The sequence below is a fragment of the Burkholderia sp. SR8 genome, assembly GCF_052851275.1.
The window spans coordinates 1-21883 of record NZ_JAULUC010000011.1 but is presented as its reverse complement, the minus strand read 5'-3'; the positions used below and the strand labels follow the sequence as shown (position 1 = coordinate 21883).

Below are 21883 nucleotides of genomic sequence, written 5' to 3'. Positions count from 1 at the left end.
CCAATCCGGCAAAACGGCCCGGAGGGCGCGTCGCCGTCAGCCCGCCTTCCGGTGCCGCGCGGTCTGCTTGCCGCCGAGTGCCGCACATTTCGCATGACACGGGCAGCCGGCCTCGTGGTCGTTGACCATCCCGGTCGCCTGCATCAACGCATAGCAGATCGTCGAGCCGACGAACTTGCAGCCGTATTCCTTCAGCGCCTTGCTGAGCGCGTCCGACTGGGCCGTCGATGCGGGAGCGTCGCGGTACGACGGCCATGCGTTCTGGACCGGCGTGTGATCGACGAACGACCACAGGAATTGGGCGAGCGACCCGTGATCTTCCCGGATGCGCTGCACGGCCCGTGCATTGGTCACCGCGGATTCGATCTTCGCGCGATTGCGCACGATGCCGGGATTCTCGAGCAGCTTCTCGATGCGCTTCGGCGTGAAGCGCGCGACCGCGTCGACATCGAAGTCGGCGAACGCCTCGCGATAGCCGGCCCGCTTGTTCAGGATCGTCGACCACGACAGCCCCGCCTGCGCGCCTTCCAGGATCAGCATTTCGAACAGATGGCGATCGTCATGCGACGGCACGCCCCATTCGGTATCGTGATAGTGAGCATCCGCTTCCGTCTTCACCCAGTTGCACCGCTGCGACATCGTCAGCCTCGTTCCAGTGTCGATTTCGATCGTGTGAGCATAGCGGAACGCCCATTTGCGGGGTAGCTGGCCGAACGGCAGATGGGCGCGCGGCGCCGATCCGGTTAAGCTTGGCGCCTGTTCGAATCAGCGGGATCAACGCATGACGGCATTACTTTTTGCGATCGGCATCGACGGCGGCGGCACCGGTACTCGCGCAGTGCTGGCAGACCGGCACGGGCGCGAGCTCGCGCAAGGGCGCGGCGGCCCGTCCGGGCTCGGTCTCGGCATCGAGCGTGCGTGGGCATCGATCGGCGCGGCGTGTGCCGACGCCTTCACGCGGGCCGGGGTCGCGTTCGACTGGTCGCAATGCGCGCTCGGTTGCGGGCTCGCGGGCGTCAACAACGCCGCATGGCTCGCCGCGTTCCGCGCGCAGGCGCCGCTCGGCGCGCTCGCGGTCGAGAGCGATGCGTATACGACCGTCGTGGGTGCGCACGGCGGCGCGCCGGGGCTCATCGTCGCGCTCGGCACCGGCAGTATCGCAGCGGCGCTCGACGCGGCAGGCGCATGCCGCATCGCGGGCGGCTTCGGCTTCCCGTCCGGCGACGAGGCGAGCGGCGCATGGCTCGGCGTGCGCGCGCTTGCGTACGCGCAGCAGGCGCTCGACGGCCGCGTGCCGCGCGACGCGCTGGCCGACGCACTGCTCGCGGAAACCGGCGCGAACGATCGCGACGCGCTCGTCCAGTGGTCGTGCGACGCGAACCAGACGATCTACGCGCGCCTCGCGCCGATCGTGCTCGCGTACCGCGACCATCCGTACGCCGCGGGGCTCATCGCGCAGGCCGGTGACGAGATCGGCAAGATGATCGACGCGCTCGATCCGCAGCACGCGCTGCCGGTTGCGCTGTGCGGCGGGCTGGCCGACGCGCTCGCGCCGGCCGTGCCGGCGCGTCACGCGGCCCGGCTGCGCGCGCCGCTCGACGACTCCGCGCATGGCGCGTTGCGGCTCGCGCTGCAGGCGCTGGCGGCGGCAGAGGCGGGTTGAAGCGGGCCGAGGGCTTCGCGCAACCGCCCGGCGCGCATCCGCCCGCGACGTTAAAATGGCGTTCCCGCAGCATGCTGCGCGCCATTCACCCGTCCCCATGTACAAAGTCATCGCCACCGATCTCGACGGCACCCTGCTGAACAGCGACCACCAGCTCGATCCGTACACGATCGAGACCGTCCGCCGGCTCGACCGCGACGGCGTGCAGTTCGTGATCGCGACGGGGCGCCACTACGCGGACGTCGCCGGCATCCGCGACGTGCTGGGCATCCGGCCGTACCTGATCACGTCGAACGGCGCGCGCGTGCATGCGCCGGACGATACGGCGATCCATGCGCAGGACATCGATCCCGCAATCGTCCGCGGCCTCGTGCAACCGGGCGTGGCGGGCGCGCACGGGCGCGTGATCGTCAATCTGTTTACCGACCGCGGCTGGCTGATCGACCGCGAAGCGCCGCACCTGCTCGAATTCCACCAGGATTCCGGCTTCCGCTACGAGGTGATCGACATGGCCGCGCACGACGGCACGGACATCGCGAAGGTGCTGTACATCGGCGAGCCGGCCGATCTGGCGGCGGTCGCCGAACAGATGCGCGTGCAGTTCGGCGATGCGCTGTACGTCACGTACTCGCTGCCCGACTGCCTCGAAGTGATGACCGCGAACGTGTCGAAGGGCCGCGCGCTGCGCGCGGTGCTCGCGCGGCTGGGCGTCGACGCCGGCCACTGCGTCGCGTTCGGCGACAACATGAACGACATCGACCTGCTCGAAACGGCCGGTCATGCATTCATGATGAACAACGCGAATCCCGACCTGATCGCGCAATTGCCGCATATCCCGCGGATCGGCAACAACTTCGACGCGGGCGTCGCGCGCCACCTGCGCACGCTGTTCGCGCTCGAGGACACCCTCGACGGCGTCGCCGCGTCCTGAGCCGACGCCTGCGCCGGCAATGAAAAACGGGCGCCAGCGGCGCCCGTCCAAATTACCTGCCTCGATATTGTTCGACAGCGTGAGGCTCGCTGCTCTGCTCGCATGACCCCGTAGCGTTTTTATTCGATGGTGCGAGCGGATGCGGGCAGCAGGTCGGCGGCATCGTCGCGCCCTGCGATCAGCGGGTAGACGATCCCGGCAATCGCCGCGCCGATGATCGGCGCGATCCAGAACAGCCACAGCTGGCCGATCGCGTCGCCGCCGACGAACAGCGCGGGGCCGGTCGAGCGGGCCGGGTTCACCGACGTGTTGGTGACCGGAATCGAGATCAGGTGGATCAGCGTCAGGCACAGGCCGATCGCGATCGGCGCGAAGCCGGCCGGCGCACGCTTGTCGGTGGCGCCGAGAATCACGAACAGGAAGAAGCCCGTCATCACGACTTCGCAGATGAACGCCGCGCCGAGCGAGTAGTGGCCGGGCGAGCGCTCGCCGAAGCCGTTCGTCGCGAAACCGCTGCCGACGACGTCGAAGCCCGGCTTGCCGGTCGCGATCAGGTACAGCACGAACGCACCGAGCGTCGCGCCGACGACCTGCGCGACGATGTACGGCGCGAGATCGCGCGCCGGGAAGCGGCCGGCGACGGTCAGGCCCACGCTCACGGCCGGATTCAAATGGCAGCCCGAAATGTGGCCGATCGCGAATGCCATCGTCAGCACGGTCAGGCCGAACGCGAGTGCGACGCCGGCAAACCCGATGCCGAGGCCCGGAAAGGCGGCGGCCAGCACGGCGCTTCCGCACCCGCCGAGCACCAGCCAGAACGTGCCGAATACCTCTGCAGCCAGACGCTGAGAAAGATTCATGTAGGGACCTCGTTCAAGTGGATTGAAGACAAACGGCCGGGCGCCTGATTTATTCCGACGCCCGGAATTGGTCTGGATTATAGGAAATGAATCGGGTTCGGGAGGGTCAACGATTGTTAAATTTGAATGCCGGACGAATGGCCTTTATTAGAATAAGTCCGCATTCTCGATATAGCCGAATCGGTTAAAGATGGCAGCATTAATTTCGAAGAGCAGGGCGGCGGTGCCGATGACGTAACGGGGTGTTGGCGTTCCGGGCGGACTCGCCGGAGCCGCATCATGGAAAAGAGGGAGTCGAAAAATGTCTCAATACGCGAAACTCAAGGCGCAGATCGCCGATCTGCAGGCCCAGGCGGACGACGTGCGCCGCCAGGAAGTGGCGGCGGTGATCGCCGACGTCCAGCGGATGATTGCCGAATATGGACTGACGGCCCAGGATCTGGGCTTCGCGGAGCGAGCGCGGCGCGGTCGTCCGCCGAAAAAGGCGCCGCTGCCGCCGAAATACCGCGACCCGAAGTCGGGTGCGACCTGGAGCGGCCGCGGCAAGCCGCCGAATTGGATCGTCGGGAAAAACCGCGATCGTTTCCTGATCGAATGACCGCGCAAAAAGAAAGAGCCGCATCGACGATGCGGCTCTTTGGTTTTTCGACGCCGATTTCGGCGCGAATTTTACCGGATATTTCCTGACGGATTTCGGCGTCAGGCGCCGGCGACTTGACGCAGGGTCGGCTGTTTTGCCGCCGCGCAAAGCGTTTCGTAAGTTTCGACGTAACGCCGCGCCATCGCTTTCGAGCTGAAGCGCGTATCGAAGCGCGCGCGGATCGCCGCGCGCGACAGGCTGTCGATCCGGTGCAGCGCGCCGACCGCGCCCTGTACGTCCTCGACGATGAAGCCGGTCACGCCGTCCTCGATCACTTCCGGCACCGAGCCGCGATTGAACGCGACGACCGGCGTGCCGCAGGCCATCGCCTCGATCATCACCAGGCCGAACGGCTCCGGCCAGTCGATCGGGAACAGCAGCGCCTTCGCGCCCGACAGGAACGCCGGCTTCTGCGCCTCGTTGATTTCGCCGATGAATTCGACGTGCGCTTCGCCGAGCAGCGGCTCGATCACTTCCTTGAAGTAGTCGGCGTCCGCCTTGTCGACCTTCGCGGCGATCTTCAGCGGCAACCCGCTTTGCGCGGCGATCCGGATCGCGGTGTCGACGCGCTTTTCGGGACAGATCCGGCCGAGGAACGCGAGATATTCGGGCTTCACGTCCGGTTGCGGCGTGAGCAGCGTGTCGGGCAGCCCGTGATAGACGGTGCCGGCCCACGCGGCCTGCGGCAGCGGCTTGCGCTGCGAATTCGAGATCGACACGACCGGCGCGTCCGGGAACGCGTCGAACACCGGCTGCAGCTCGGGCAGATCGAGGCGGCCGTGCAGCGTCGTCACGTAAGGCGTGTCGAGACGCGACATCAGCGGGAACGGCAGGTAGTCGAGGTGAAAGTGCAGCACGTCGAATTCGTGCGCGACACGGGCGACCTGCTCGATCAGGCGCATATGGGGCGCCATCGAGTCGCGGATCGACGGATCGAGCCGCAGGGCACGCGGCCACGCCGCCTCGAGGCGGGCGGACGTGACGGAATCGCCGCTCGCGAACAGCGTCACGTCGTGGCCGAGCTCGACGAGCGCCTCGGTCAGGTAGGACACGACACGCTCGGTGCCGCCGTAGAGTTTCGGCGGGACAGCTTCGTAAAGCGGCGCGATCTGGGCAATACGCATGGGCGTTCTCCAGTGTCGACCAGCGCGGGCGCTCGAGTGCGCATGCTGGTCCGATGCGGGTTGCGGAACTCGCCGACGCACGCTTTGTGCGGTGCGTGGCCGGGCCCGTGGCGGGATACGCGGGGCGCCGGACGGCAAGCTGCGGGGCGGGGCGGCGCGGCTCACGCCGCCGCCCATTGGAGTCCATTATCGGTATCGCCTTCAGGGGTTCGAGTGTTTTTTCAAACACTTAAGGCTTGTTACACGATGAAATACGCGAAAACCCCGATAAAAAGGGCGGGGAAACATGTAGCGAGATGGACGCAACTATTGTTGCGCTATTGTGAAAAACCACTATAATTTTTACCGATTCGATCTCCGGCAGCCTTGCCGGACGGCCTTCCCCGGATTCGTCCCATGTGGAACCACATTGCAGACGTATTCGCGCCCCAGTTGTTTTGCCGTTTGTCCCCTTTCAATTCGCCTTGTCGGAAAAATTCCTACACGGTTTACAGACAAATCCTGCATGGCATACGCCACTTCGCTGATACCGGCATAAATCCCGTTTGGCCAAAATTCGCCCTGTAAGACTGATAAACGTGCCGACACGGGGCCAGCAAGCGCCTGATCGAGCAAACGTTTTCATAACATGAAAGGCCAAAGCAAAGCTCTTAACGGGGGAATCATGAGCGCCACCAGCGAAATGCTCAGTGAGATCAAAGAGGTCAACCTGTCGTACCTCCTCCTCGCGCAGCGCCTGCTGCGGGAAGACAAAGCGATGGGCATGTTCCGCATGGGCGTGTCCCAGGAACTGGCCGACGTGCTCGCGAACCTCACGCTCGCCCAGACCGTGAAGCTCGCCGCGTCGAACCAGATGCTGTGCCGTTTTCGCTTCGACGATCACGCGCTGCTGTCCTCGCTCGCCGACAAAGGTCGCAGCGACGTCGTCACGCACGCGCACTCGGCCATCCTGATGGCCGGGCAGCCGGTCGAAAGCGTCCGCTGATCCTTCCCTGCCGTTGCGTTCGTTCCGGCGCGTCGCGCCGGCGGGCGGCGTATCGGCCATTCATCCGAACAAACGTCACGCGGACGATTTTTCACCATGGCAAGCAAAAGCGTCGTGATCGAGGTGAAGGAAATCACCCTCGCCATCGAACTGATCGAACTGGGCGCCCGGCTGCAGCTGCTGGAGGCGGAAACGAGCCTGTCGCGCGACCGCCTGATCAAGCTGTACAAGGAACTGAAGGGCGTGTCGCCGCCGAAGGGGATGCTGCCGTTCTCGACCGACTGGTTCATGACGTGGCAGCCGAACATCCACTCGTCGCTGTTCTACAACATCTACCGGTTCATGCAGGACCACGGCCGCTGCGAGCCGATCCAGTCGATCGTGAAGGCGTACCGGCTCTATCTGGAGCACGTGAACCTGTCCGGCGACGAGGCCGCGCTGAGCCTCACGCGCGCATGGACGCTGGTGCGCTTCTTCGACTCGGGGATGCTGCAGATGACCCCGTGCACGCGCTGCGGCGGCCACTTCGTCGCGCATGCGCATGATCCGCATCAAGGTTTCGTGTGCGGCCTCTGCCAGCCGCCGTCGCGCGCGGGCAAGACCCGCAAGGCCGCCGCCGCGCGCGCGGAGCTGGCCGCCGCCGCGGCCTGAGCGCCGGGCCGGCCAGGGCAGGGCCCGGCGGGGGCGGCATCCGGACGGCCGCCGCACGCCGCGCGCACCGGCCGCGGCTTGCTGGTAAACACCGCCGTGCCGCCACGGCACGGCCGCGAAAGTTTTCCTGCCGACTGCCGTAAACCTGATTAACGGCGGTCTCCCCGCCGGTCATTCGTGAGGGACAGGCAGTGCTGATTATCGTGGGAACACTCGTGACGCTGTTGTCCGTCTTCGGCGGTTATGCGCTGGCAGGCGGGCATCTGGGCGCATTGATCCAGCCGGTCGAGATCCTGATGATCGCCGGCGCGGGTGTCGGCGCGTTCATCCTCGGCAACGGCATGAAGACCATCAAGGGGACGCTGCGTGTGCTGCCGACGCTCTTCAAGGGCTCGAAGTACACGAAGGACGTCTATATGGAACTGATGGCGCTCCTGTACGTGCTGCTCGCGAAGGCGCGCAAGGAAGGCACGCTGACGCTCGAGGCCGACATCGACGATCCGGACAAGAGCCCGATCTTCACGCAATACCCGAAGATCCTCGCCGATCGCCACATCGTCGAATTCCTGACCGACTACCTGCGGCTGATGGTCGGGGGCAACATGAACGCGTTCGAGATCGAGAGCCTGATGGACGAGGAGATCGAGACGCACCACGCGGAAGGCGAAGGCCCGGCGCACGCGCTGATGCGCGTCGGCGACGCGATGCCGGCGTTCGGGATCGTCGCGGCCGTGATGGGCGTGGTGCACACGATGGCATCGGCCGACAAGCCGCCCGCGGTGCTCGGCGCGATGATCGCGCAGGCGCTGGTCGGCACGTTCCTCGGGATCCTGCTGTCGTACGGGCTGATCGGGCCGCTCGCGAGCCTCGCGGAGCAGCGCGTGGCCGAATCGACCAAGATGTTCCAGTGCATCAAGGTGACGATCCTCGCGAGCCTGAACGGCTACGCGCCGGCGATCGCGGTCGAGTTCGGCCGCAAGGTGCTGTTCTCGACCGAGCGTCCGTCGTTCACGGAGCTCGAAGAGCACGTGCGCCGCGTGAAGGCGAAGTGACGCGGAGCGTTCGATGAGCAAGAGCAAGGATCGCGCGATCGTCGTGAAACGGGTGGCCCCGCAGAAGAAGGGCCATCACGGCGGCGCATGGAAGCTCGCGTATGCAGACTTCATGACCGCGATGATGGCGTTCTTCCTGCTGATGTGGCTGCTGAGCTCGGTCACGCCGGTGCAGCTGAAGGGGATCGCCGAATACTTCAACACGCCGCTGAAGGCCGCGCTGTTCGGCAGCGGCGATCGCAGCTCGCAGGACTCGAGCGTCATCAACGGCGGCGGCCGCGATCTGTCGAGCGTCGATGCCGGCACGCTGCGCCGCACCGACGGTTCGACCAATCTCGCCGACCGCATCGCGAAGGCCGGCGACGACAGGACGCGCTCGCAGGCGCAGGGCGCGCAGGACCGGCTCGAGCAGGCGCGCCTGCACGACCTGCAGATCAAGCTGATGGCGGCGATCGAGGCGAATCCGACGCTGCGCCAGTTCAAGCAGCAGATCCGCATCGATTCGACGCTGATGGGGCTGCGCATCGAGATCGTCGATACGCAGAAGCGGCCGATGTTCGCGATGTCGAGCGACCACGTGGAGCCGTACATGCGCGACATCCTGCGCGAGATCGGCAAGACGCTGAACGACGTGCCGAACCGGATCATCGTCCAGGGCCATACCGACGCGGTGCCGTACGCGGGCGGCGAGGGCGGCTACAGCAACTGGGAGCTGTCGGCCGACCGCGCGAACGCGTCGCGCCGCGAGCTGATCACGGGCGGCATGGACGAGGCGAAGGTGCTGCGCGTGCTCGGCCTCGCGTCGACCCAGAACCTGAACAAGGCCGATCCGCTCGATCCGGAAAACCGCCGGATCAGCGTGATCGTGCTGAACCGCAAATCCGAAGACGCGCTGATGCGCGACGACGCGACGACCACGACGCTGTCGGCCGACGCCGCGGGTTCGAAGCAGCTCGCGCAGCAGCTCGGCGGCGCGGCGCCGGCCGCGCGGCCGGCGCTCGCGAACGCCGTCGCGGTCGCGCCGAAACCCTGACGTTTCAACGATTCCGAGACAGACATGATCCGAACCATTCTCGCCATCGACGATTCCGCGACCATGCGTGCACTGCTGCAGGCGACGCTTGCGCAGGCCGGCTACGACGTGACCGTGGCGCCGGACGGGGAAGCCGGCTTCGACATGGCGGCCACCGTGCCGTACGACCTGGTGCTGACGGACCAGAACATGCCGCGCAAGAACGGGCTCGAGGTGATCGCCTCGCTGCGCAAGCTCACCGCGTATGCGGACACGCCGATCCTCGTGCTGACGACCGAAGGCAGCGACGCCTTCAAGGACGCCGCGCGCGACGCGGGCGCGACCGGCTGGATCGAAAAGCCGATCGACCCGGCAGTGCTGATCGACCTGGTCGCGACGCTGTCCGAGCAGACCGCCTCCTGACACGAACGCGACGAATCCAACCGGTGACCGGGCATGACTCTCGACATCACGCAGTTCTACCAGACCTTTTTCGACGAAGCGGACGAGCTCCTCGCGCAGATGGAGCAGCTGCTGCTGAACCTCGACGTCGGCTCGCCCGACCCCGAGGATCTCGCCGCGATCTTCCGCGCCGCGCATTCGATCAAGGGCGGCGCGGCGACGTTCGGCTTTTCCGCGCTGACCGAAACGACCCACATCCTCGAATCGCTGCTCGACCGCGCGCGCAACCATGAGCTGACGCTGACCAAGGAAATGGTCGACGCGTTCCTCGAGACCAAGGACGTGCTGTCCGACCAGCTGGTCGACTACCGCGCCAGCGCGGAACCCGATGCGGCAGCTGCCGCGGCGATCTGCGCGAAGCTCGAACGGCTGAAGGCCGAGAGCGGCGCGGGTGCGCCCGCGGACGTCGCGCCTGTCGCGCCGGCCGCTCCGGCCGCCGACGCCGCACCGATGCCCGCGCCTGCCGCCGGCACCGACCGCGCGCCCGATCACGTGGTCGAACAGGCGGTCGCGGCCGCGCATCCGGCGGCCGATGCCGGTGCCGGCGCGGACGGCCCGCACCTGAAGATCACGCTGGTCGGCGTCGACGCGAAGGACCAGGCGCTGCTCACCGAGGAGCTCGGCAATCTCGGCCGGATCGTCGGTCGCGAGGAAGCGGGCGCGGACCTGACGCTGTGGCTCGAATCGGACGTGCCGTCCGACGACATCGTCGCCGTGTGCTGCTTCGTGATCGACGACAGCCAGATCCGCATCGGGCGCGGCACCGCGCCGGCCGCACCGGCGGCGCCTGCCGCTGCCGCTGCTGCGCCGGCCGCCGCGGAACCGGCCGCCGCACCGCCGGCCGCGCGGGTCGAAGTATTCGCGGACGCAGCGGGCGCCGCACCGGCCGCCGCCGCACCGCAGACGCAAGCGCAGCCGCAGCCGCAGGTCCAGGCGCAAGCGCAGCCGGGCGCTGCCGCGCAACCGGCGCCGCAGCCGCACGCCGAACCCGCCGCGCAGGCGGGCGCGCACCACGACGACAAGCGTCCGCGCCCGGCCGCCGCCGCAGCGGGCGCGGAAGGCAGCTCGATCCGCGTCGGCGTCGAGAAGGTCGATCAGCTGATCAATCTGGTCGGCGAGCTCGTGATCACGCAAGCGATGCTCGCGGAAACCGCGAGCGCGTTCGATCCGGCGCTGCACGACCGCCTGTTCAACGGGATGGCGCAGCTCGAGCGCAACGCGCGCGACCTGCAGGAAGCGGTGATGTCGATCCGGATGATGCCGATGGATTACGTGTTCAGCCGCTTCCCGCGGCTCGTGCGCGACCTCGCCGGCAAGCTCGGCAAGCAGGTCGAGCTCGTCACGTTCGGCCAGGCGACGGAACTCGACAAGAGCCTGATCGAGCGGATCATCGATCCGCTCACGCACCTCGTGCGCAACAGCCTCGACCACGGGATCGAAACGGTCGACAAGCGCGTCGCCGCCGGCAAGGACGGCGTCGGCCAGCTCGTGCTGTCGGCCGCGCATCACGGCGGCAACATCGTGATCGAAGTGAGCGACGACGGCGCGGGCCTGAACCGCGAACGGATCCTCGCGAAGGCCGCGAAGCAGGGCATGCAGATTTCCGAGAACATCAGCGACGACGAAGTGTGGCAGCTGATCTTCGCGCCGGGCTTCTCGACCGCCGAGACGGTGACCGACGTGTCGGGCCGCGGCGTCGGGATGGACGTCGTGAAGCGCAACATCCAGTCGATGGGCGGCCACGTCGAGATCTCGTCGCAGGCCGGCCGCGGCACGACCACGCGGATCGTGCTGCCGCTCACGCTCGCGATCCTCGACGGGATGTCGGTGAAGGTCGGCAGCGAAATCTTCATCCTGCCGCTGAACTTCGTGATGGAGTCGCTGCAGCCGTCGATCGACGACATCTACACGGTCGGCAACGGCGAGCGCGTGGTGCGCGTGCGCGGCGAATACCTGCCGCTCGTCGCGCTGCACGAGGTGTTCTCGGTCGACGACGCGCGCACCGATCCGACCCAGGGGATCGTCACGATCATGGAAACCGAAGGGCGCCGCTTCGCGATGCTGATCGACGAGCTGGTCGGCCAGCAGCAGGTGGTCGTGAAGAACCTCGAAACCAATTACCGCAAGGTGCACGGCATCTCGGCGGCGACCATCCTGGGCGACGGCAGCGTCGCGCTGATCGTCGACGTCGCGGCGCTGAACCGCGAAACCCGTGCGACGCACGGCGCCCGAGCCGGCGCCGAGCTCGCGATCTTCTGACTCTCGCCATTCAACCGATTGGGGGCAAACGTGTCCGCTGAAGTTCAAATGATCAATCCGGCCGCGGCGAACGCGGCCACCAGCCGCCGCGATGCCGAACACGGCGATGCGACGGGCCAGGAATTCCTCGTCTTCACGCTCGGCGACGAGGAATACGGGATCGACATCCTGAAGGTGCAGGAAATCCGCGGCTACGACAGCGTCACGCGCATCGCGAACGCGCCGGACTTCATCAAGGGCGTGATCAACCTGCGCGGGATCATCGTGCCGATCGTCGACATGCGGATCAAGTTCCATCTCGGCCGCGTCGAGTACGACCACCAGACCGTCGTGATCATCCTGAACGTGTCGAACCGCGTGGTCGGGATGGTGGTCGACGGCGTGTCGGACGTGCTGACGCTGCAGACCGACCAGATCATGCCGGCGCCGGAATTCGGCGCGACGCTGACGACCGAGTACCTGACGGGCCTCGGCACGGTCGACGGCCGCATGCTGATCCTGATGGACATCGAGAAGCTGATGTCGAGCCGGGAAATGGCGCTGATCGAGACGCTCGGCGCGTAAGCGCGCCGCGCGCGCAGGAACTTCGGGAGAATCCGCAATGTTGCATAACTGGTCGATCCGCACGACGCTCACCGCGGTCGGACTCATCCTCGTGTGCCTGGCCGCCGCGGTCGGCGGGCTCGGCCTCTACGCGCTCAATCACGCGAGCCGTTCGCTCGACGAGATCGCGCACGTCGACCTGCCGGCGATTCACACGCTCGACGACACGTCGTCGTACCTGCTGCGCGCACGCGTGTCGCTCGACCGCTTCCGCTCGCTGACCGAAGCCGGCAACACGGCCGATGCCGCGAAGGTGCTCGAGCGCGCGCAGGAGCTGTTCACGAAGTCGAACCAGAACTGGCAGGCGTTCCAGTCGACCGCGAAGTCCGGCGTCGAGCAGGCGCTCGTCGACGAACTTGCCGCGCGCTACGCGACGATCGTGAAGGAAGGCGTCGAGCCGGAATTCGCGGCCGCGCGCGCCGGCGACATGGCCGCGTATCACGCGGTCGCCGACACCAGGATCAGCCCGATGTTCGTCGCGTACGACCAGGCCGCGTCGGCGGTGATCGCGTCGCTGCAGAAGCGCGCGGAAGAGCGCCAGGCCGCGACGCAGTCGCAGATCTCGATGATGGTCGGCCTGATCGCGGCCGGCATCGCGATCGCGTTCGTCGTCGTGATCGCGATCCGCTTCGCGCTGCGCGGCCTGATCGTGAAGCCGCTGGAAGACGCGATCGCACACTTCGAGCGCATCGCCGGCGGCGACCTCACGCAGCCGGTAAACGTGTTCAGCACCAACGAGATCGGCCGACTGTTCGGCGGCATCAAGCGGATGCAGGACGCGGTGACGACGATGGTGCAGGCCGTGCATCGCGGCACCGAATCGATCGACGTCGGCGCGCGCGAGATCTCGACCGGCAACACCGACCTGTCGCAGCGCACCGAGGAACAGGCCGCGTCGCTGCAGGAAACCGCATCGAGCATGGAGCAGCTGACCGGCACCGTGCGCCAGAACGCGGAGAACGCGCGGCAGGCGAGCCAGCTCGCGGTCAACGCGTCGGACATCGCGACGCAGGGCGGCGAAGTGGTCGGCCAGGTCGTGTCGACGATGCAGGACATCGCGGCGAGCTCGGGCAAGGTCGTCGACATCATCGGCACGATCGAAGGGATCGCATTCCAGACCAACATCCTCGCGCTGAACGCGGCGGTCGAAGCCGCGCGGGCCGGCGAGCAGGGCCGCGGCTTCGCGGTGGTCGCGGGCGAAGTACGCTCGCTCGCGCAGCGCAGCGCGAGCGCCGCGAAGGAAATCAAGCAGCTGATCGGCGATTCGGCCGAGAAGGTCGAAAGCGGGTCGGCGCTGGTCGCGCGCGCCGGTTCGACGATGGACGAGATCGTGCAGGCCGTGCGGCGCGTGACCGACATCATGGGCGAGATCAGCGCCGCGTCGGACGAGCAGTCGACCGGCATCGAGCAGGTCAACCGTGCGGTCGGCCAGATGGATTCGGTCACGCAGCAGAACGCGGCGCTCGTCGAGCAGGCCGCGGCGGCCGCCGCGTCGCTCGAGGAGCAGACGCGCCAGATGAAGGCGATCGTGTCGGAATGGCGCGTCGCAGGCGGCATCGCGCACGCGCCGGCGCGCGGTGCCGTGCGCGCGGCCGCGCACGTGCCGACCGCGGCACCGGCATTGCCGTCCGAGAGCCGTCACGACGCCGCACCGGCCGCTCAGCCGGCGCCGCATGCGGCGGCGCAGCCGGCGGCACGCCGCGCGGCAGCCCAGCCGCATGCCGCGGCACCGGCGTCGAGCAGCCACGACACGAAGCGCACGAGCGACTCTGCCGCGCGTGCACCGAAGGATGCGCCGGCCGCCGGCGGCTACGGCCCGCGCCTCGCGAAGACGGCGGCCGCACCGGCGCACAAGCCGGCCGACAAGCCCGCGCTGGTGCGTCCGGCGCTGAACGGCGAGAAGCCGGCGCTGGCCACGGCCGGCGCGTCCGACGACGACTGGGAGACCTTCTAAGCCATGCCGTCCGCGCGCGCACCGTCTCGATCCGATGCACCGGAAGCCTCGCCCCGCGCGGGCGAGCCCGGGCGCGACTTCGCGTTCACCGGCGCGGATTTCGCACGCATCCGCGCGCTGATCCATCAACGCGCCGGAATCTCGCTGTCCGAGCACAAGCGCGACATGGCGTACAGCCGGCTTGCCCGCCGATTGCGCGCCCGCGGCCTCGACACGTTTCGCGACTACCTGGACCTGCTCGAGCAGGAGGACGATCCGCTCGAGTGGGAAGCGTTCACCAACGCGCTGACGACGAACCTGACCGCGTTCTTCCGCGAGTCGCACCATTTCCCGATCCTCGCCGACTTCGTGAAGGCGCGGCCGGCGCCGGTATCGGTGTGGTGCTCGGCGGCGTCGACCGGCGAGGAGCCGTATTCGATCGCGATCACGCTGATCGAGGCGCTCGGCGAATCAGCCGCGCGCGGCGCGTCGATCCTCGCGACCGACCTCGACACGCAGGTGCTCGCGAAGGCCGAGGCCGGCATCTACACGTACGACCAGGTCAAGCACCTGAGCCCCGAGCGGCTCAAGCGCTTCTTCCTGAAGGGCACCGGCGCGCAGGCCGGCCGCGTGAAGGTGCGCCCCGAACTGCGCGCGATGATCCGCTTCGAGCAGCTGAACCTGACCGATGCCGACTACGGGATCGGCAAGCCGTTCGACGCGATCTTCTGCCGCAACGTGATGATCTATTTCGACAAGCCGACGCAGGGGCAGGTGCTGTCGCGCTTCGAGCCGCTCGTGAAGCCGGGCGGGCTGCTGTTCGCCGGGCATTCGGAGAATTTCACGTACGTCACGCAGGCGTTCCGGCTGCGCGGGCAGACCGTGTACGAACTGACGCGCGATGCGGCGCACGGCCTGCGCACGCGCGGCGCGGCCGCGCCGGCCGCGGTGCCGCCGCGGATGACCGCACGCGTCGCGGGCGGCGCGCCCGCTTACGGAGAGCGCGGATGAGCGGCCTGCCGATCGCGACCAATCGCTACTTCGACAACCACTTCGAACGCCCCGGCGTGAAGCTGCTGCCGAACGAGTTCTACACGACGTCCGAGGACATGGTGCTGATGACCGTGCTCGGCTCGTGCGTCGCCGCGTGCCTGCACGACCCGTTCGCGGGCATCGGCGGGATGAATCACTTCATGCTGCCCGACGACGGCGCGGATGCCGGTGCGGCCGCGTCGGACTCGATGCGCTACGGCGCATACGCGATGGAAGTGCTGATCAACGAACTGATCAAGGCCGGCGGGCGCCGCGAGCGCATCGAGGCGAAGGTGTTCGGCGGCGCGGCCGTGCTGGCCGGGATGACGACCATCAACATCGGCGACCGCAACGCGGATTTCGTGCGCCGCTATCTGGCGCTGGAACGCATCCGGATCACTGCCGAGGACCTGCAGGGCGTGCATCCGCGCAAGGTCGCGTTCATGCCGCACAGCGGCCGCGCGATGGTGAAGAAGCTGCGGCTGCAGGTGCCGGGCGTGACCGAGCGCGAAGCCGCGCTCGCGCGCGAGGCCGACCGCCTGCGCGCGGCCCGGCCGCGCGCGCACGTCGAGCTGTTCGCGGCGCCGCGGCCGGCCGCGCCGCCGCCGGCGCGCCCGCGCATCGAGCTGTTCGGCGCGCGCGGCGGCGCAGGCGCGCAGCCGGCCGGCGCGAAGACCGGCAGCCCTTATGCGGCCAACCTTTCGAGAAAGCAGGAGGCATGACCGCAGTGCAGAAGATCAAAGTGTTGTGCGTCGACGATTCGGCGCTGATCCGCAGCCTGATGACGGAGATCATCAACAGCCAGCCCGACATGACGGTGTGCGCGACCGCGCCCGATCCGCTCGTCGCGCGCGAGCTCATCAAGCAGCACAATCCGGACGTCCTGACGCTGGACGTCGAAATGCCGCGCATGGACGGCCTCGACTTCCTCGAGAAGCTGATGCGCCTGCGGCCGATGCCGGTCGTGATGGTGTCGTCGCTGACCGAGCGCGGCTCGGAAATCACGCTGCGCGCGCTCGAACTCGGCGCGGTGGATTTCGTCACGAAGCCGCGCGTCGGCATTCGCGACGGCATGCTCGACTACGCGGAAAAGCTCGCGGACAAGATCCGCGCGGCCTCGCGCGCGCGCGTGCGCCAGACGCCGCAGCCGCAGGCCGCCGCGCCCGCGGCGGGCGGCCAGCCGGCCGCGCCGATGGTCAACAACCCGCTCGTCAGTACCGAGAAGCTGATCATCATCGGCGCGTCGACGGGCGGCACCGAGGCGATCCGCGAGGTGCTGACGCCGCTGCCGCCGGATGCGCCGGCGGTGCTGATCGCGCAGCACATGCCGCCCGGTTTCACGAAATCGTTCGCGCAACGGCTCAACGGGCTGTGCCGGATCGCGGTGAAGGAAGCCGAGCACGGCGAGCGCGTGCTGCCGGGCCACGCGTACATCGCGCCCGGCCATGCGCACCTGCTGCTCGCGAGAAGCGGCGCGAACTACATCGCGCAGCTGTCCGACGAACCGCCGGTGAACCGCCACCGGCCGTCGGTCGACGTGCTGTTCCGCTCGGCGGCGCAGCACGCGGGCAAGAACGCGATCGGCGTGATCCTCACGGGGATGGGCCGCGACGGCGCGGCCGGCCTGCTGGACATGAAGCGCGCGGGCGCCCACACGTTCGCGCAGGACGAGGCGAGCTGCATCGTGTTCGGGATGCCGCGCGAGGCGATCGCGCTCGGCGGCGCGGACGAGATCGCGCCGCTTGCCGAGATGAGCCGGCGCGTGATGGCGCGACTGGCGACGATGGGCGACCGCGTGCAGCGCGTCTGAATGAAATGTCACCGGGCACGTGCGATGCTGCGTGCCCCGACGGTAACGAATCTGCAAAGGAACGACGATGGACAAGAGCATGAAAATCCTGGTGGTGGACGATTTCCCGACGATGCGCCGGATCGTCCGCAACCTGCTCAAGGAACTGGGCTACACGAACGTCGACGAAGCCGAGGACGGCGCGGCCGGTCTCGCGCGGCTGCGCGGCGGCGGTTTCGACTTCGTGATCTCGGACTGGAACATGCCGAACCTGGACGGCCTCGCGATGCTGAAGGAAATCCGCGCCGACGCGACGCTCACGCACCTGCCGGTGCTGATGGTCACGGCCGAGTCGAAGAAGGAGAACATCATCGCGGCCGCGCAGGCCGGCGCGAGCGGTTACGTCGTGAAGCCGTTCACGGCCGCGACCCTTGACGAGAAGCTGAACAAGATCATCGACAAGATGGCCAAGGCCGGGAGCTGAACGTGAACGAGCCGATCCATGCGGCGCTCGCCGGCGCGGCGATCAACGCCGACGGCCACGCCGAAGGCGCCGATTACGCGAGCGACCGGATCCTTGCGCGCATCGGCCACGTCACGCGCACGCTGCGCGATTCGATGCGCGAGCTCGGGCTGGACAAGCACGTCGAGCGCGCGGCGGAAGCCGTGCCCGACGCGCGCGACCGGCTGCGCTACGTCGCGACGATGACCGAGCAGGCGGCCGAGCGCGTGCTGAACGCGATCGAGATCGCGAAGCCGATGCAGGAGCGCATCCACAACGAGGCCGAGGCGCTCGACGCGCGCTGGGCGCAGTGGTACGCGGCGCCGATCGAGCACGCGGAAGTGCGCGAGCTGATGCACGACACGCGCACGTTCCTGCACGCGCTGCCCGAGGCCGCATCCGCGACCAGCGCGCAGCTGCTCGAGATCATGCTCGCGCAGGACTTCCAGGATCTGACCGGGCAAGTGATCAAGAAGATCATGGACATGGTCTACCTGATCGAGCAGCAGCTGCTCACCGTGCTGGTCGAGAACATCGCGCCCGAGCGGCGCGAGCAGTTCGCGGCCACCGCCGCCGCGCTCGCGGCCGAGCAGATCAGTGCGACCGGCAGCCCCGAGTCGTTGCTGAACGGGCCGCAGATCGCACCGGAAGGCAAGTCCGACGTCGTGCAGGACCAGGCGCAGGTCGACGACCTGCTCGCGAGCCTCGGCTTCTGACGCTGTCCGCCGTATCGCATGGCATCGGCGCCGCTCCCCGTCGCGGAGCGGCCGATGCGCATGGCTTGCGCCATGTTTCCCGCCCGCGCCCGCGGCGTGCGTCCCGCACGCGATGTTGCGTCGCATCATGCTGCGACGAATTGACACTCCGACACACTCCGCAGGCATACTACGCGTCAGCAGCAACGAAGCGTCATTCTTAAGACTTTAATTTGTTGACCGGCGGCGCCGGATCTGCTTGCAGGCCGCCGGGTAACGAAGCCAGTCCCTTGGGGGGGAACGTGAAGCTGAAACGCTTGGGCTGGGCCGTCGCGCATGCGGCGGCTGTAACGGGTGTGCTGTGGTCGGTCCACGCACACGCCGAACTGGGCGGCGCGCCGATGTCGCCGCCGGCGGACGATCATGCCGCCACCGTGCGCGCGATGCAGCGCGCGATGCGCTCGGCCGACGGCGCACAGGCGAGCGCCGCCGCGAACACTGCCGCGTACACCGTCCGCGAGATCACGCTCGGATCGGGTACCGTCATCCACGAATACACGACTGCCGGCGGCACCGTGTTCGGCCTCGCGTGGCGCGGGCCGAGCATGCCCGACCTCGAGTCGCTGCTCGGCAACTATTTCCCGCAGTACACCGCCGGCGTCCAGGCGGCGCATGCGGCGCGCGGCTGGCGCGCGCCCGTGTCCGTCAATACCAGCGGCCTCGTGATCCGGACGGGCGGCCACATGGGCGCGTTCGCCGGCCAGGCATGGCTGCCGAACGCGCTGCCTGCCGGGCTGACCGGCACCGACATCCAGTGACAGCGGGAGAGCGATCTTGCGAATTCCTCGTACATTCAAGCGCTGGCTCGGCCTGCTGAGCCTGGCAGCTGCGACCGCGATGCTCGTGACGGCCTGCGGCGGCGGCGGCGATGACAACGGCGGGAGCGGCGGCAACGGCGGCGGTTCCAGCGTGTCGGACGGCAATACGGCGAACACGGCCGTGATCACGGTCGGCACCGGCGTCGCGCATGTCATCAACATCCCGACCGTCAGCGTGAAGATCTGCGTGCCGGGCACGTCGAACTGCCAGGTGGTCGGCAATGTGCTCGTCGACACCGCGTCGTACGGGCTGCGACTGGTCGGCAGCAGCGTGTCCGGCGTGCTGAACAGCCTGCCGCAGGTGACGAGCGGCGGCGCGCCGGTCGCCGAATGCGGCAAGTTCGTGTCGAGCTATACGTGGGGCTCGGTGCGTACCGTCAACCTGTCGATCGGCAGCGAGCAGGCGAGCGCGCTGCCGGTGCAGATCATCGGCGATCTGGGCACGACCAACGTGCCGAGCTCGTGCTCGAACGGCGGTGCGAGAACGTCGGCCAACACCGCGAGCGACCTCGGCGCGAACGGCATCCTCGGCATCGGGCCGGCGCCGCTCGACTGCGGCACGACCTGCGCGACGTCGACGTCGGCGACGTACAACAACTACTACGCGTGCCCGAACGGCAATTCGAGCTGCACGGTCGCGCTGGTGCCCGTCACGCAGCAGGTCGCGAACCCGGTCCATCGCTTCGCGACCGACAACAACGGCGTGATCGTGCAGATGCCGAACATCTCGAACAGCGGGCAGGCCGGCGCGACGGGGCTGCTGACGTTCGGGATCGGCACGCAGAGCAACAACGCGCTCGCCGCATCGACGGTGCTGACGTCGACGACGACCGGCGACGTGAGCGGGACGTTCCTCGGCAGCAGCGTGACCGCGTTCTTCGATACCGGCTCGAACGCATACTTCTTCAACGATTCGGCGCAGAAGACCTGCTCGACCAACACGCAGTTCTACTGCCCGGCGTCGCCGACCACCTATACGGCAACGCTGACCGGCCAGAACGGGACGACGGGCGGCGTGTCGATGCCGGTCGCGAACGCCGATTCGCTGTTCGCGAATTCGTCGACGTTCGCGTTCAACGACATCGCCGGACCGTTCGGCTCGGACGGCTGGCTCGATCTCGGCATGCCGCATTTCTACGGCAAGACGATCTACTTCGGGATGGACAAGACGTCGAGCGGCGGCGCGAAGCCTTACGTCGCGTTCTGAACGCGCCCGACGCGCAGTAGCCGAAAGGGGGCGAGCGATCGCCCCCTTTTTTTTGTCCGTCTTCGGGTCCGCCCTACGGGGCGGGCCGACCCGACATCCCGTTCCAGCGCCTACGATATAAGACCGGCACCGGTGCCGGCACGACATCGAGGAGACAGCGCCATGAGCCAGCGTATTCAACGCATCACGCCGTTCCTGTGGTTCGATCGCGACGCCGAAGCCGCCGCGAACTTCTACGTGTCGGTGTTCGACGACGCGCGCATCGTGCACGTCGCCCGTTACGGCAAGTCCGGCGCGCAGGCGTCGGGGCAGGCCGAGGGGGCGGTGATGACGGTGTCGTTCGAACTGGACGGGCAGGCGTTTCTCGCGCTGAACGGCGGCCCGGCGTTTCCGCTGACGCCGGCCGTGTCGTTCGTCGTCAATTGCCGCGACCAGCACGAGATCGACCGCTACTGGGCGGCGCTGGCCGAAGGCGGCGACGAGCGCGCGCAGCAGTGCGGCTGGCTGCGCGACCGCTTCGGCGTGTCGTGGCAGGTGGTGCCCGTGCAGATGCCCGAACTGATGGCCGGCGACCCGGCACGCGCCGAGCGCGTGATGGCGCAGGTGATGAAGATGAAGAAGCTCGATCTTCGCGTGCTGGAGCAGGCGGCGGCCGGTTAGCGCGGCGGCTGCCCGCCGCCGGCCGGGGCGTGCGGCGCGCGCGCGGCTTGCGGCGGAGGTGCGGCCCGCTCGCCGCACCTGTAATCGGCCGCCCGGTAAATCGAGTGTCGAACGATCGCGCCGATTATCGAGCGCAATGCGTTTCATTCGGTTGTAATCAAACGATGGACTATCGGGCTGTTAATTCTGTCAGGACCCGATGATTATTAAAATGGCGTGAAACGCAAGGCGACGCTGCCGCATCGGGCCGTTGCGTCGGCCTCTGCGCGATTTTGAACAGAATGGGGCAGCCGCTGCGAGAAAACGAATGCCATGCACTGAAATTCAAATTTATAATGCCCGCGTTGTTTCCGGGGTCGCCGATATAAAACATGAGGGCAATAACATGAATTTCACCGAAGCCATTCGTTCCGTATTCAACCAGTACGCGAAATTCGAAGGCCGCGCGCGCCGCGCGGAATACTGGTACTTCGCGCTGCTCACCGGCATCGTGTCGATCGCGTGCCAGGTACTCGCGGCCGTCGGCCGCGAAACCGGCGCGATTTCGCTGCTGCTGGCGCTCGTCGCGCTCGCCGTGTCGCTCGCGCTGGTGCTGCCGAGCCTCGCGGTCACGGTCCGCCGGCTGCACGATACGGGGCGCTCGGGCTGGTTCCTGCTGATCGCGTTCATTCCGATCGTCGGCGGGATCCTGCTGCTCGTGTGGATGTGCTCGCGCGGCACCAACGGGCCGAACCGTTTCGGCTCGGATCCGATTCCCGCGATCTGAGCGCCGGCCGCCCTTGCGCGACGCCGTCGCGCCGGGGCGGCCAGATTCAAGTTCGCCGCTTCATCCGTCCGTGCACGACTTCACAGCCTCACGGCTTCACCGCCTCACCGTCTCACCGCCTCACCGCCTCACCGTCTCACCGCCTCACCGCCTCACCATCTCGCCGTCCTACCGCTTCA

The 21883-nt window shown here is 67.7% G+C and carries 23 protein-coding genes; 20 read left to right on the top strand and 3 right to left on the bottom strand.

All coding sequences use genetic code 11. The features are described 5' to 3' along the window. Nucleotides 1-36: 36 nt before the first annotated feature. Nucleotides 37-639 carry a DNA-3-methyladenine glycosylase I gene (locus tag Q3A80_RS16015; protein WP_446329937.1) on the bottom strand — a complete coding sequence of 201 codons (603 nt, stop codon included), beginning with the start codon at nucleotides 637-639 and terminating at the stop codon, nucleotides 37-39. Nucleotides 640-781: 142 nt separating this feature from the next. Here Q3A80_RS16015 and Q3A80_RS16010 point away from each other — a divergent pair, with 142 nt between their 5' ends. Both Q3A80_RS16010 and Q3A80_RS16005 read left to right on the top strand, forming a co-directional pair. Further along, entirely contained in the window at nucleotides 782-1663 is an 882-nt protein-coding gene (locus Q3A80_RS16010; RefSeq protein WP_446329936.1) for a BadF/BadG/BcrA/BcrD ATPase family protein, read from the top strand. A 97-nt stretch (nucleotides 1664-1760) separates the two neighbouring features. Then, nucleotides 1761-2594 carry a Cof-type HAD-IIB family hydrolase gene (locus Q3A80_RS16005; RefSeq protein ID WP_446329935.1) on the top strand — a complete coding sequence of 278 codons (834 nt, stop codon included), beginning with the start codon at nucleotides 1761-1763 and terminating at the stop codon, nucleotides 2592-2594. Between the two features lie 119 nt (nucleotides 2595-2713). Here Q3A80_RS16005 and aqpZ read toward each other — a convergent pair whose 3' ends face one another. Beyond that, nucleotides 2714-3454, bottom strand: a complete 741-nt coding sequence (gene aqpZ / locus Q3A80_RS16000) for an aquaporin Z (RefSeq protein WP_446329934.1) — start codon at nucleotides 3452-3454, stop codon at nucleotides 2714-2716. A 301-nt stretch (nucleotides 3455-3755) separates the two neighbouring features. Here aqpZ and Q3A80_RS15995 point away from each other — a divergent pair, with 301 nt between their 5' ends. Then, on the top strand, nucleotides 3756-4052 hold the full coding sequence (locus tag Q3A80_RS15995) for an H-NS histone family protein (protein WP_006489320.1): 297 nt from the start codon (nucleotides 3756-3758) through the stop codon (nucleotides 4050-4052). A gap of 101 nt (nucleotides 4053-4153) precedes the next feature. Here the strand turns inward: Q3A80_RS15995 and Q3A80_RS15990 are convergent, their stop codons facing one another. Next, nucleotides 4154-5218: a glycosyltransferase family 4 protein gene (locus Q3A80_RS15990; protein ID WP_446329933.1), complete on the bottom strand. Its 1065-nt coding sequence runs from the start codon at nucleotides 5216-5218 to the stop codon at nucleotides 4154-4156. 664 nt (nucleotides 5219-5882) lie between these two features. Here Q3A80_RS15990 and flhD point away from each other — a divergent pair. The 17 genes from flhD to Q3A80_RS15905 all read left to right on the top strand — a co-directional run bounded on the left by flhD (nucleotide 5883) and on the right by Q3A80_RS15905 (nucleotide 21704). Further along, a complete protein-coding gene (flhD, locus tag Q3A80_RS15985; protein WP_014895554.1) occupies nucleotides 5883-6203 on the top strand; it encodes a flagellar transcriptional regulator FlhD in 321 nt (106 codons plus the stop codon). Nucleotides 6204-6299: 96 nt separating this feature from the next. Continuing rightward, a complete protein-coding gene (gene flhC / locus Q3A80_RS15980) occupies nucleotides 6300-6854 on the top strand; it encodes a flagellar transcriptional regulator FlhC (RefSeq protein WP_034209584.1) in 555 nt (184 codons plus the stop codon). Nucleotides 6855-7045: 191 nt separating this feature from the next. Beyond that, nucleotides 7046-7906: a flagellar motor stator protein MotA gene (motA, locus tag Q3A80_RS15975; protein ID WP_059452624.1), complete on the top strand. Its 861-nt coding sequence runs from the start codon at nucleotides 7046-7048 to the stop codon at nucleotides 7904-7906. A 13-nt stretch (nucleotides 7907-7919) separates the two neighbouring features. Then, nucleotides 7920-8939: a flagellar motor protein MotB gene (gene motB / locus Q3A80_RS15970; protein ID WP_446329932.1), complete on the top strand. Its 1020-nt coding sequence runs from the start codon at nucleotides 7920-7922 to the stop codon at nucleotides 8937-8939. 24 nt (nucleotides 8940-8963) lie between these two features. Further along, complete coding sequence (locus Q3A80_RS15965; RefSeq protein ID WP_059533493.1) at nucleotides 8964-9341, top strand: response regulator; 378 nt, start codon at nucleotides 8964-8966, stop codon at nucleotides 9339-9341. A gap of 33 nt (nucleotides 9342-9374) precedes the next feature. Beyond that, nucleotides 9375-11639, top strand: a complete 2265-nt coding sequence (gene cheA, locus Q3A80_RS15960; RefSeq protein WP_446329931.1) for a chemotaxis protein CheA — start codon at nucleotides 9375-9377, stop codon at nucleotides 11637-11639. Nucleotides 11640-11687: 48 nt separating this feature from the next. Continuing rightward, nucleotides 11688-12203 carry a chemotaxis protein CheW gene (cheW, locus tag Q3A80_RS15955; RefSeq protein ID WP_035971390.1) on the top strand — a complete coding sequence of 172 codons (516 nt, stop codon included), beginning with the start codon at nucleotides 11688-11690 and terminating at the stop codon, nucleotides 12201-12203. A 37-nt stretch (nucleotides 12204-12240) separates the two neighbouring features. After that, a complete protein-coding gene (locus tag Q3A80_RS15950) occupies nucleotides 12241-14196 on the top strand; it encodes a methyl-accepting chemotaxis protein (RefSeq protein WP_446329930.1) in 1956 nt (651 codons plus the stop codon). A 3-nt stretch (nucleotides 14197-14199) separates the two neighbouring features. After that, the gene (locus Q3A80_RS15945; RefSeq protein ID WP_446329929.1) at nucleotides 14200-15186 is read left to right on the top strand and encodes a CheR family methyltransferase; all 987 of its coding nucleotides are present in this window, start codon (nucleotides 14200-14202) and stop codon (nucleotides 15184-15186) included. Continuing rightward, a complete protein-coding gene (cheD, locus tag Q3A80_RS15940; protein WP_446329928.1) occupies nucleotides 15183-15929 on the top strand; it encodes a chemoreceptor glutamine deamidase CheD in 747 nt (248 codons plus the stop codon). The genes Q3A80_RS15945 and cheD overlap by 4 nt, the downstream gene beginning before the upstream one ends. After that, a complete protein-coding gene (locus Q3A80_RS15935) occupies nucleotides 15926-17017 on the top strand; it encodes a protein-glutamate methylesterase/protein-glutamine glutaminase (RefSeq protein ID WP_446329927.1) in 1092 nt (363 codons plus the stop codon). Before cheD ends, Q3A80_RS15935 begins: the two co-directional genes overlap by 4 nt. Before the next feature lie 67 nt (nucleotides 17018-17084). Further along, complete coding sequence (gene cheY, locus Q3A80_RS15930; RefSeq protein ID WP_006754880.1) at nucleotides 17085-17480, top strand: chemotaxis response regulator CheY; 396 nt, start codon at nucleotides 17085-17087, stop codon at nucleotides 17478-17480. 2 nt (nucleotides 17481-17482) lie between these two features. Then, nucleotides 17483-18214, top strand: coding sequence for a protein phosphatase CheZ (cheZ, locus tag Q3A80_RS15925; protein ID WP_446329926.1), 732 nt, complete (start codon nucleotides 17483-17485; stop codon nucleotides 18212-18214). A gap of 281 nt (nucleotides 18215-18495) precedes the next feature. After that, on the top strand, nucleotides 18496-19011 hold the full coding sequence (locus tag Q3A80_RS15920; RefSeq protein ID WP_446329925.1) for a DUF2844 domain-containing protein: 516 nt from the start codon (nucleotides 18496-18498) through the stop codon (nucleotides 19009-19011). Between the two features lie 16 nt (nucleotides 19012-19027). After that, nucleotides 19028-20278, top strand: coding sequence for a DUF3443 domain-containing protein (locus Q3A80_RS15915; protein ID WP_446329924.1), 1251 nt, complete (start codon nucleotides 19028-19030; stop codon nucleotides 20276-20278). A gap of 162 nt (nucleotides 20279-20440) precedes the next feature. Continuing rightward, the gene (locus Q3A80_RS15910; protein ID WP_446329923.1) at nucleotides 20441-20938 is read left to right on the top strand and encodes a VOC family protein; all 498 of its coding nucleotides are present in this window, start codon (nucleotides 20441-20443) and stop codon (nucleotides 20936-20938) included. A 385-nt stretch (nucleotides 20939-21323) separates the two neighbouring features. Beyond that, on the top strand, nucleotides 21324-21704 hold the full coding sequence (locus tag Q3A80_RS15905) for a DUF805 domain-containing protein (protein WP_446329922.1): 381 nt from the start codon (nucleotides 21324-21326) through the stop codon (nucleotides 21702-21704). The last annotated feature ends 179 nt before the right edge of the window (nucleotides 21705-21883 follow it).